Genomic DNA, 11,111 nt, shown 5'->3' with positions numbered 1-11,111 from the left:
AATCATCGACGTGGCAAAACAAAGCTTCTAAACTAAGCATGGGCGGGTAGATACTTGAGAACTCAGCACTTTCAGCGTATCTGCTCCGCCCTTTTTTATCCCGAACTCACGTTAGTTTAAATAACTTCATAGAAATGCTTATTTTTTAAAACACTATTGACAAATTAATTGATATATGTAGAAAATGCCTGCGGGCGTCTGTCGCCAGTGCTTGACGGGAAGCGAATCAGGATTAGGGGAAATCTCAAAGTGAACATTCTGCTAGTGGAAGATGATGAGCGTTTGGCACAAGCTCTCACCAAAACCCTCAGCGATCGCAATTATATAATTGACCGGGCAGCCGATGGGCAAGCAGGCTGGCAATTCGCACGGGCTGGTACTTATGACTTAATTTTGCTAGATGTGATGCTCCCCACACTGGATGGCATCAGTCTTTGTCAGCGGCTACGTTCTTTAGGGCGGTTGATGCCGATTCTTTTATACGCTGCCCATGAAATTGATGGCGATAAAGTCATTGCGCTGGATGCTGGTGCGGATGATTATGTCCTCAAACCCTTTGATTTAGAAGAAGTAGCGGCTCGTGTCCGCACTCTCCTGTCTCATTGCTGTTTATTAAAGCCGCCAATTCTGAAGAATGGCAGCCTAGGTCTTGACCCGCCTACCTTAGAGGGACGCTATGAAGGGAAAAACTTGCATCTTACCCCCAAACAGTATGCGCTACTAGAACTGTTTGTGCGCTGTCCGAATCAAGTCTTTAGCCGCAGCGAGCTTCTGGAACACCTGTGGTCGTTTGAGCAACCACCCGCTGAAGAAACCGTCCGATCTCACATTAAAGGGTTGCGGCAAAAACTGAGAGCCGCGGGCGCTCCCACCGATCTGATTGAGACGGTTTATGGGCTAGGATATCGCCTCAAGCCAGCTCAATCTCATCCTCCAACACAAGCGGTATCCTCCGCCCTACACCAGCCGCCGACGCTTGCTCAAACGCAGGCGGCAGTGATGAAAGTTTGGGAGCGCTTGCAAGGAGAGATTATCTCTCGGATAGATGTTGTTGAGGAGGCAACGACTGCTTTATTGAGAGACGAACTGGGCTTGGAGGAGCGCCACCGAGCAGTTTGGGCAGCTCACAAGCTAGCGGGTTCTTTAGGGATGTTTGGCTTTCCTTGGGGTTCTCAACTGGCTCGTCAGCTTGAACATAGCTTTCAACCGGAGACGCCATTGGATCGGGACATAGCGCAACACTTGTGCGAATTAGTTGCGGATCTCCGATGCGAACTGCGGCAGCCTCCAGCAATCGGGCGCAAAATTCGCTCGGTGTCGGTGGATGTAGAAATGCAAGATAGATTGTCTCAGATTAAATCTGGTTGATTGACCCTAACGGAGTTCTTGGCTCATTCCAATCCGGCTTGCTAATCCAGATTAAAATCTCCGATAAGTCAAAATAATTTTCAGATGTGTTGCATCCGTTGTTTCCTGAAATTCTTGCTGGCTTTTTTACCGCTCACCTTACCTGTTAAAGCTCAACAAATGGAAGTAACTGATAGCGATCGCTTGACTATTCGTTCTGTCATCACTAGCCAACTGGAAGCATTTCAGAAAGACGATGCTGAAGGAGCTTTCTCCTTTGCTAGCGCAGAAATTCAAGCTCAATTCGGGACGCCAGACAACTTTTTAAGGATGGTGAAGGCTGCTTATCAACCAGTTCATCGTCCTCGTTCCGTGATGTTTGAGAACATGACCACAATTGAAGGATTCCCAGCTCAGCAAGTGCTTCTACTCGATCGAGAGGGAAATTTGATCAGGGCACTTTATCTGATGAAAAAGCAATCTCAGGGTAAATGGAAAATTACTGGGTGTTATTTAGTGCCCGTAAAAGGAGAAACGGTTTGAATAGAAAATTGGTAAGAAGAGTTTTGAGTTTTGATGTGAGAAGATAGTGTTTAAGATGAAATCAAAAAAAGATAAATTTATACTTATAAATCTATGAGTTCGTCTATTTCCTCCCAAACACCTCGCCCCCCACTGCTACCGACACAAGCTTTGGCGGCAAAATCATTTCACTGGATCAACATTATTAGCTTGCTTTTAATGATTACCAGCGGACTACAGATTTACAACGCCAATCCGGTTTTTGGTGGACGCGGTGGTTGGCATTTTCCACCCTTGTTTTTACTAGGTGGCTGGCTTGCTGGAGGTAGACATTGGCATTTTGCTGCCATGTGGCTATTTGCTCTAAATTTAGTTTGGTACGGGATTTATATTTTGATAACTCGGCGCTGGAAGCATCGATTTGTGGGTGAGAAGGATGTGAAGGCACTGCAATTGAGCCACAACCCCAAGCGCATTGCTTATGCTTGGCATCGAATTGCTTACACCGCGATTATTCCGATTTTACTGCTAGCTTTGCTAAGCGGACTGGGAATGTATAAACCAGCTCAATTTCACTGGATTGTTGATTTATTTGGCGATTGGCAAGCATTGCGAATTGTTCACTTCATGAGTGTGCCAACTGTCATACTCTTTGCAATGGTTCACTCTTGGCTAGCTCTTAAAGTAGGAGGTTCTCGGTTAATTGATTCTATGTTCTGGTAACGGTATTTTATAATAAGCTGTAGGTTGGATTACAACAATCCTAAAGCTCATTATCAATCTAGTTTTCTTCTTCAAAATGAGTTCACTGAATTTCTTACAGTAACTCTTAAAGGAGGAGGTTGCTATTTAAGTTATTGAATATTTTAGTAGAGATATTTTATGAACTTGATTCAAGTTCCCCGTCGCAGATTTCTGCAATTATCAGGACTTTCTAGTATTGGCTTACTTCTGGGGGGTTGTGCGTTCAGCGTGTTTGAGGGGATTGCAGGTAAAGCTTTTGAACCCCTCAACCAAAGTGTTGAAGAGTTACTGCTAAATCCGCAAAAACCTGTACCTGAATTTCCTGCTAGCCAGATTGAGCCAGATGCTTTAATTATTAATACATTTGACTTTACGCCACAAATAGACCCTGTTGCGTTTCGCCTAAATGTAAATGGCGAGGTTAATAATCCTTTGAGTCTTAGTATGGCGGATCTTCAGCAAATGCCTTTATCCTCAATGACAATTCGCCATGTCTGTGTCGAAGGTTGGGCGGCAATTGTACAGTGGGGGGGCATCCAACTGCGGGAAATTGTATCTCTGGCGCAACCAAAAGCGAATGTCCGCTATGCTTACTTTAAGTCGGCGGATGGTTATTACGAAAGTTGGGATATTGCTTCTGCGTTGCATCCCCAAACTCTCATGGCGTACCAAAAAAATGGTCAACCTTTGTCGGTTGAGAATGGTGCCCCTCTACGTCTAGCTTCCCCGATTAAACTCGGATACAAGCAAAGCAAATGGGTAACAAGCATTACGCTAGTTAGCGATTTGTTACCTTATAAAGGCTATTGGGAAGATCAAGGTTATGAATGGTTCGCGGGACTATAGTTGCAGCCTGCGTCACACTTCTATTTTTATCTTGAACTTTGATACGAATGGTAGATGCATGCTCTGGAAGTTATTTCAAAGCTTTTTTTAAAGCCATAAAATAACTTTGTTCAGCAAGATTGAGAATTCCCGAATCATACTTCAATCAAAAAATATCAATCTTGAGCCAAGCGATCGCGTTCTTTGAGGTCATTGCATTGAAAGCGTAGGGGAGTCTCTGATACTCCCCTACCGACGAGGCGTATACTACCTACCTGTCGTCTATTACAACGCAATTTTCACTTCCTTGAAAATTAATCAGTTGCCCAAGACTTGCCCAAAAGCTGCGATCGCAGATTGAGCATTTTGAATCTGCCGAACGAAGTGGCAGATGTAGCGCTACTTAAGCGGCGCGGCGAGTGAGTAAGTTCCACAGGAAGACTGCAATAATTGCGCCTAAAACAGCGACAATGATTCCAGGAATGCTCAAGCTAGAAGCTGCTAATTGTAGAGTCCCCGTTTGCAGGAAAGTACCGATACTACCGCCTACGAAAGCTCCAATGATACCTAGTAGGATGGTTCCAAGAATACCACCACCTTGATGACCCGGATAAATAGCTTTAGCAATTGCACCAGCAATCAGACCTAAAACGATCCAAGCAATAATGTTCATGGTTCTGATTCCTTAAAAGTCTCTTCTTTACATTTACAGATTAACAGTTCAAATAGAGCAATCCTATCTGCCACACGATATAAGTGTCTTTACCCCAAAAGATAGGCAAACGGTATTCTTTTCACGTTCAGGTTCCTACAGCGCTAATTCCTCTATTGATTGCACCGAACTTTCCAGGCAATTAATAATATTTAACATTGGGGTAAAAGAAGATAAACGCTTAGGTTCAAGCTCTAGAATTGCCTTTATCCTACAAAAAAATTAAATAAAGCATCCTTCGGACTGATGTTAGATTGCCGAGCAGTATGATAATCTCCGGACGAATAAATCGGGGGAATAAGCAGTGAGAGCGCTGATCCGGCTGGGAATTGCACTGTTACTTATGCTATTTGGGTTAGTTAGTTACTGCACTACGACAGTCGAGAACCCGGTAACTGGGGAAAAGCAGCGGGTGCAACTTTCGCCAAAGGAGGAAGTCGTCCTAGGACTGCAAGCGCGATCGCAAATGGCGGCAAAATTTGGCGGTCTGTACCCAGATCCGGCGCTACAAAACTATATTGACAAAGTAGGAAATGAGGTGGTGCAGGAGTCAAAGGCGAAGACTTCCGGCTATCCCTTTGAATTTCATCTGCTGCGCGATCCTCAAACGATTAATGCCTTCGCGTTGCCGGGAGGACAAATTTTCATTACTGCGGGTTTGTTGCGTCGTCTTTCTTCTGAAGCGCAACTGGCGTCTGTGCTGGGGCATGAGGTTGGGCACGTTGTGGGACGTCACGGAGCGGAACGCTTGGCAAAGCAGCAACTCGGTACAGCACTAGTGACAGCGGTTGGAGTCGCAGCGAGTGATGACCAAGGTGGGGGTCGGCAGGCGCAAGTGATTGCCCAGGCAGTGAACCAGATTGTCAATCTGCGCTACGGACGGGAGGACGAACTAGAAAGCGATCGCCTTGGCGTTCAGTTTATGGCGCAAGCTGGATATAACCCTAAAGCCAGCGTCGAAGTGATGCAGATTCTTGCGAGTGCGAGGAGTGGCGGTGCATCTCCGGAATTTTTCAGCACCCACCCCAACCCTGAGAACCGAATTCAAAAACTACAAGCTTTAATCTCTCAAACCTATCCCAACGGCGTTCCACCGCAATTAGAGATTGGACGCGAGGACTTTACTCAGTCTGTGCGATCGCGTTTGCCACCCGCAACTCAGTAACGACCGGGAAACTCACCCTTACAGCCCTCAGCCCTTCAAGACAGCACATTCCGAATGTAGCCCCACTTCCCGCCACTGAAAGACAATTCCCCATTCTCACCGGAACGCCACGATCCACCAATATTAACCAGCGCCAATCCTTGGGAAAAGGATTGCGCGTTGTCAAATTCTGTAGGAATGACCAGCTTTCCTATCTTGTTAATATAGCCCCACTTGCCAGCAATTTTGACTGCTGCTAGCCCTTCTACAAAAGACTCAGCATCCTCAAATTGCGGCAAAATTACCACCTTCCCAGTTTTATCGATATACTGCCATTTCCCAGCAAGTTTTACCGCTGCTAATTTTTCTGAAAAAGATTTAGCGTCCTCAAATTGTGGCAATATTACCAGCTTTCCCGTCGTGTCAATATAACCATATTTTCCACCAACACCAATGCGTGCCATTCCTTCCGAAAAGGCATCAGCGCTATCAAATTGCGGAGGAATTGTGAGGGTGTTTGGATTAAAAATAGTTTGGAAGCGAAGCAGAAAGTTGTTGATCCAACCCTGAGGAGCATCTAGCGCCTTAGTGTTCCTCCGATCGATGTAGCCCCACTTGTTCTCTATCTTGACTGCTGCCAACCCTTCTGAAAAAGACTTAGCTTCATCAAATTGCAGCGGAATGACGAGTTTCCCCGTATTATCGAGATAACCATATTTGCTACCAATTTTTATCGCTGCCATCCCTTCTCTAAAATACTCAGCGCTATCAAATTGGAATCGGCTAATCAATTTTCCGGTAGTATCAATAAAGCTCCATTTATAGCCCATTTTGACCCGCGCCAGCCCGCTATGAAAAGAATCCACCCAGTCAAATTGGGGCTGGCTGACACTTTTCCCGGTCGTGTCGATATAGCTATATTTGCCACCAATTCTGCGATTGGTAAAGCCAAGCTGTTTTAATTGTGAGGGATTAAAGGGTGCAGGCTGGGAGTAGGGGCCAGAACGCAAGGCTTTCGCTAAGGCATCGTTGTCTTCTCGCAGACCTTCGTAGAAGAAGAAAACTTCGCCTTGGATGCCACGAAAGCGATTGTAAGCGATCGCTTGCAACAAGTATTCGGCGCTGATGCGATATCCACCGACTTTGAGTAAAATACCGGGTATCAGGGTTGGTAGTTGTGCGGCGGTAAATTGCTGGGCGACAAGACTATCAACCAGTTGTTTGTAACTAGAGAAATCGCGGCGATACAACTGTGGATGCATCATATCAACTAACCCGCGATCGCTCCAAGCTTTGGGATCTTGCAAGTATTCCTGAAGTGCCCAACCGTGGGGACTCGGTGCCAGTGAAATCAGCAAGTCTGGCTTAATATTAATGACTTCTTGGTAGAGGCGAGTTAAAAAATCCGTGAGAATATCCGCACGCCACTGAAGCCATTGCGGATCTTTTGGGTTTTGTGGAGGATTTTGGAAGAACTGCTGAAAGTAGCGATCGCTTGTTCTTCGATCGTAGCCCCCTTCGCTTGGAAGTGCAGGCAGGCGATCGTCCCCTTGAATGCCGCTAATATCGTAATTTTTGACAACTTCTAGCACTAAATTGAGTAAGAATTCCTGCACTTCAGAATCAAGGGCATTCATCCACTCGAAACTGTTCTTTTTAACTAAATTCCCGCTGTTATCGCGGGCACCCCAATCAGGTTTTTTCGCTAGAATATGCCCGCCATTTTGATTGTAAGAAGCGGCGAATCCGTATTCAAGCCAGGGAATCACCGCAAGTCCAACTCGACGCGCCTCAGTTACCATTTCAGCTAAGGGATCGCGATCGCGATATCGCGGATCAATTTCGACCCCAAAATTGTCTCGCATCACTTTACTGGGATATAGCGTAAAGGCACTATTCCAAATAACAGGAAAAACCACATTGAACCCAGTTTGAGCGAGGAAATCCATCGCCGCAGCAATGTTTTGCCGAGAATTCAGGACTTTGCTATCTGTCGTGGTAATCCAGACACCGCGAGTTTCCATTACTGCCTCTTTGGCGCGTATTGTCTAATGAGTGCCACTCCTTCAGAAAAAGCATCCGCTTCATCAAATTGTGGCGAGATTACGAGTTTACCTGTTTTATCGATATAACCCCACTTGTCAGCAATTTTGACTCGTGCCAATCCTTCCGAAAAAGCTTCAGCTTCATCAAACTGCGGTTGAATCACCACAAATTCCATCCCTGGAATATACAGCAAGGGCACGCCAGAGATGCTCAAAGCGCGACAAATCAAAGCCGCAATCTCGCCTCTCGTGGCATTCTGATTGGGGTTAAAGCGTCGGACATTCGGATAATTGACGACAAGATATTTTTCGGTTGCAGACGCGATCGCGCCAATTGCATAATTAGGAATCTGCGCCGCATCCTCAAAATACTTCTTTAATATTTCGCTAGGATTTGTGGGAGCGTCATACTTCAACCCCGACACCAAAGCCACCAAAGCTTGCACTCGCGGAATCGGCTGGCTGGGCTTAAATGTGCGATCTGGATAGCCAGACAAAAAACCAGCCCGATAAACAATTTGAATCGCCTGATAAGCCCAATGACTTGAAGGTACATCCACAAAGTTAATCGCATTCCGAATCGGGACAGTATTGGGAAACGCTTTTCGCACCAGCGCCGCAAACTCCGCCCGCGTCACCTGTGCATTCGGACGGAAGGTACCATCTGGATAGCCGCTAATTAGATTTCGCGCTTGCAGTTGTTTGATACACTCTTGCGCCCAATGGTTTTGAATATCAGAAAAAATGGAATTGTTCAACCTGAATAACTCCTGACTTCTAATTTCTCTATTAATACAATTGTCATATTTAAAGACAAAATATTTGCTTCACCCTATATTTTTTGGCAAAAGGTAGAATCTTATCCTAGCCCCCCTTAAAAAGGGGGGTTGGGGGATTTCTAATAATCAAGCATCAATAATGATCGTCTTGATTAACAATTTTAATCTTGCTAGCGGCTTTAGTCGCTTTATCCCGCGCCTCTTGGACATTACTTGCTTTCGCCAAAGCAACTCCCATTCTGCGGTTAGGGCGAGAATTTGGCTTTCCAAATAACCGGATATCTACATTCGGTTCAGATAAAGCCTCTTGTACCTCCATAAAAGCGATTGAATTTGAATGCTTACTTGCCAGAATTACTGCACTTGCTGAATCCCCTAATAGTTCTATTTTAGGAATTGGTAAGCCTAAAACCGCTCTTAGATGCAATTCAAATTCATTTAGATTTTGAGAAATTAATGTCACCATTCCCGTATCATGAGGTCTGGGAGAAAGTTCGGAAAAAATTACAGAATCTTTGGTAATAAAGAACTCTACCCCAAAGATTCCAGCGCCTCCCAAAGCATCAGTAACTTTTTGCGCGATCGCCTGTGCTTCTAAAAGCAATTTCTCTGGCATTTCTGCGGGTTGCCAAGATTCTTGATAATCCCCCCTTTCTTGACGATGACCAATAGGAGGACAGAAAATAGTTGGAGCATTCCACTGCTTAATCGTTAGCAAGGTTATTTCTAATTCAAAGGGAATGAACTCTTCGACAATAATTTTTTGAGTATCTCCTCTAGAACCTTCAATTGCGTACTTCCATGCCGCTTCAACTTCATCGCTCGAATTGACAACCGATTGACCTTTTCCAGAGGATGACATCACAGGTTTCACTACATTAGGAAACCCAATTTTGTCGCAAGCATCAATAAATTCTTCTAGCTTTGTTGCATAAGCATATTTAGCAGTTCTAATTCCTAACTGTTGATGGGCAAGTTCCCTAATCCGGTCTCGATTCATCGTGTAATGGGTAGCAGTAGCAGTCGGAATGACTGTAAAACCCCTCTTTTCAAATTCAATCAGTTTCTCTGTCCTTATCGCTTCGATTTCCGGAATAATTAAATCTGGCTGATGTTTTTGCACGATGGCTTCCAAGTCATCAGCACTAAGCATAGAAATTACTTCGAATTCATCAGCAACTTGCATTGCTGGAGCATTATGATAGCGATCCACTGCAATGACATAGTTGCCCAGACGTTGAGCAGCAATGACAAATTCTTTGCCGAGTTCTCCCGAACCAAGCAGCATAATCTTTTGAGGAAGCTTCAGAGAGTGTCCCATTGATTTTTTGACTTCGAGCTATCAGATTTCGCCAATTCATTGTAAAACTAAGCAGCGCTATTTAGATCGCGATCGCCTAGAATTTATACATTATCCTTTCCTAACCCTCTTCTGTCGCTTTCCGAAGTAAGCAAGTAGTAAATAAGTGAAATTATCCAGAAGCATAACAGGGTTTAAATTGATTCATTGCAGCAATTAAATGATTGAATCCTAGTAATAAATGTGAATCAGGGAAAATGTTTAGCCAGGGATAAATTACCCAAAATAGTAAGAGTGGTTGAATAATTAGACGCCAATTATTTATAGTATTTCTCCATCCGCATTCATGGTTCTATTGTTGATGATTTGAAAAATCAATAGAACTAGTTTTTTGTACCTCAGTCTCAATTTTACAAGATTGATTTAAGCCTAAAAAGGCTGGAGAATTTAAACTAATCATTGTGTAAACACAAAAAATTAGTTCCCACCATCTCTCAACATGTTGGAAATTCGTGAAACGGTAATCTGTCCAGCCCAGTTCCTGCTTACACTGTCGAAAACCATATTCCACCCAAGTTCTTAATCCATACAGGTTACCTAAAATTTTCTTCAGGTTCCCTTGCAGATTTATCATTATGAAAGAAGTAGAATTCTCCGGCATGGTTTCTGGGTCTGTAGTTATTTCCCAGTGAGTTATGGCTCTCTTTTTACCATAGATTATTTCTCTAATATATCTAATTTCTGATTTTTGATCGCTAAAGGTTCTTTCAAATCTACACCACTTGTTCGCCCTAACCCCCTGACCTACTGGTAGCCAAACTCCATGATTACTTCTTATTGCTACGACATAACCTAATTTGTATTCAGCGACTTTTCTAATGAATTGACTACTTTCACCATATAAGCTATCAGCTAGTACTAATTCAATAATAAACCCTGATTCAATTAATTCAGTAATAATTTCTAATGCCAACTCTATTTTCGTTTTATATTTATCCTCTGGTTTTAGCGTCCCTTTTGGTTTGAATACTTTTACACTTAATGGAAAAGTTATATTAGAGTCAACTCTATAGGCATTGACGGAAACTATCCCATTCTCCACTTTCCCCACACTTCCTAAATATTGTCTTGTTACATAATCGGTCTTTTTCCCTTTCTTCCTATCTCCTGTTTCATCTATTACTACCGTAATCGCCTGACCATTTAGTGCTTTCTTGAGGTTATTTAATCTTCGGTGTTTTAATTTATCTACTGACCAATCTGAGTTGGCTAGAAAATGATGTAATGACTGGGCGGAGTTTATCCTTACGACTTTTGCTATCTCTGGTAATGATTTTCTTTTGATTGGTGACATTATTCCCAGATGTAAATATTTGAAGCACTCATAATTTCTTACTTCTTTAAATAGGTCTTTATACTCGGCACAATATTCATCTATAATGGCAACTGTTGGGTGAGCATCTCTTGCCAAATGTTTCAGGATTTGTAATTCTACATTCATTGCCCTACTTAGCTTTCAGGGTTTTCTTTTTTTCTTCTTTTATTCAGAATACCCGGAAAGTGACAGAAGAGGGATAATTCTCATCGGAGTTTGAGTATCATCCAAACAGGAAGTAACCCTACAACTCTCGGTTATGAGTTTACTTGTTTGACTGGATGCTAGAGACTTTTTCTACAGTTAGGGAAAGTTTAG

The 11,111-nt window shown here is 43.6% G+C and carries 9 protein-coding genes and 1 pseudogene; 5 read left to right on the top strand and 5 right to left on the bottom strand.

What is annotated here, in order from left to right:
• Window positions 1-249 precede the first annotated feature (249 nt).
• From NDI33_RS16210 to NDI33_RS16195, 4 genes are all read left to right on the top strand, one after another.
• A complete protein-coding gene (locus NDI33_RS16210; RefSeq protein WP_190675407.1) occupies window positions 250-1,368 on the top strand; it encodes a response regulator in 1,119 nt (372 codons plus the stop codon).
• A gap of 159 nt (window positions 1,369-1,527) precedes the next feature.
• On the top strand, window positions 1,528-1,890 hold the full coding sequence (locus NDI33_RS16205) for a DUF4864 domain-containing protein (RefSeq protein WP_190675405.1): 363 nt from the start codon (window positions 1,528-1,530) through the stop codon (window positions 1,888-1,890).
• Between the two features lie 93 nt (window positions 1,891-1,983).
• Window positions 1,984-2,592 (top strand): cytochrome b/b6 domain-containing protein, encoded by a 609-nt coding sequence (locus NDI33_RS16200; RefSeq protein ID WP_190431614.1) that lies wholly within the window; start codon window positions 1,984-1,986, stop codon window positions 2,590-2,592.
• Between the two features lie 159 nt (window positions 2,593-2,751).
• Window positions 2,752-3,459 (top strand): molybdopterin-dependent oxidoreductase, encoded by a 708-nt coding sequence (locus tag NDI33_RS16195; RefSeq protein ID WP_190675403.1) that lies wholly within the window; start codon window positions 2,752-2,754, stop codon window positions 3,457-3,459.
• A gap of 382 nt (window positions 3,460-3,841) precedes the next feature.
• Here the strand turns inward: NDI33_RS16195 and NDI33_RS16190 are convergent, their stop codons facing one another.
• Window positions 3,842-4,111 (bottom strand): GlsB/YeaQ/YmgE family stress response membrane protein, encoded by a 270-nt coding sequence (locus NDI33_RS16190; RefSeq protein WP_190675401.1) that lies wholly within the window; start codon window positions 4,109-4,111, stop codon window positions 3,842-3,844.
• Between the two features lie 382 nt (window positions 4,112-4,493).
• Here NDI33_RS16190 and NDI33_RS16185 point away from each other — a divergent pair, with 382 nt between their 5' ends.
• Window positions 4,494-5,315, top strand: a complete 822-nt coding sequence (locus NDI33_RS16185) for a M48 family metallopeptidase (protein ID WP_190675420.1) — start codon at window positions 4,494-4,496, stop codon at window positions 5,313-5,315.
• A 35-nt stretch (window positions 5,316-5,350) separates the two neighbouring features.
• On the opposite strand, the gene NDI33_RS16180 is transcribed toward NDI33_RS16185, so the two are convergent.
• From NDI33_RS16180 to NDI33_RS16165, 4 genes and pseudogenes are all read right to left on the bottom strand, one after another.
• Entirely contained in the window at window positions 5,351-7,318 is a 1,968-nt protein-coding gene (locus NDI33_RS16180; protein ID WP_190675399.1) for a WG repeat-containing protein, read from the bottom strand.
• Complete coding sequence (locus tag NDI33_RS16175; protein ID WP_190675397.1) at window positions 7,318-8,097, bottom strand: S-layer homology domain-containing protein; 780 nt, start codon at window positions 8,095-8,097, stop codon at window positions 7,318-7,320. Before NDI33_RS16175 ends, NDI33_RS16180 begins: the two co-directional genes overlap by 1 nt.
• Window positions 8,098-8,251: 154 nt before the next feature.
• The gene (gene purT / locus NDI33_RS16170) at window positions 8,252-9,439 is read right to left on the bottom strand and encodes a formate-dependent phosphoribosylglycinamide formyltransferase (protein ID WP_190675395.1); all 1,188 of its coding nucleotides are present in this window, start codon (window positions 9,437-9,439) and stop codon (window positions 8,252-8,254) included.
• A 151-nt stretch (window positions 9,440-9,590) separates the two neighbouring features.
• Window positions 9,591-10,919: pseudogene (locus NDI33_RS16165) on the bottom strand (IS701 family transposase).
• Between the last annotated feature and the right edge of the window lie 192 nt (window positions 10,920-11,111).

This window comes from Trichocoleus sp. DQ-A1 (assembly GCF_039961955.1).
Lineage (GTDB): Bacteria > Cyanobacteriota > Cyanobacteriia > Cyanobacteriales > FACHB-T130 > FACHB-T130.
Note: the sequence above shows the minus strand (reverse complement) of the source record. Positions and strands in the feature narration are given on the sequence as shown.

Excerpts from the sequence above, each read along its gene's own strand:
- NDI33_RS16205 (WP_190675405.1), top strand. The coding sequence starts at position 1,528 with ATGGAAGTAACTGATAGCGATCGCTTGACTATTCGTTCTGTCATCACT.
- NDI33_RS16200 (WP_190431614.1), top strand. The coding sequence starts at position 1,984 with ATGAGTTCGTCTATTTCCTCCCAAACACCTCGCCCCCCACTGCTACCG.
- NDI33_RS16195 (WP_190675403.1), top strand. The coding sequence starts at position 2,752 with ATGAACTTGATTCAAGTTCCCCGTCGCAGATTTCTGCAATTATCAGGA.
- NDI33_RS16190 (WP_190675401.1), bottom strand. The coding sequence starts at position 4,111 with ATGAACATTATTGCTTGGATCGTTTTAGGTCTGATTGCTGGTGCAATT.
- NDI33_RS16185 (WP_190675420.1), top strand. The coding sequence starts at position 4,494 with ATGCTATTTGGGTTAGTTAGTTACTGCACTACGACAGTCGAGAACCCG.
- NDI33_RS16180 (WP_190675399.1), bottom strand. The coding sequence starts at position 7,318 with ATGGAAACTCGCGGTGTCTGGATTACCACGACAGATAGCAAAGTCCTG.
- purT (WP_190675395.1), bottom strand. The coding sequence starts at position 9,439 with ATGGGACACTCTCTGAAGCTTCCTCAAAAGATTATGCTGCTTGGTTCG.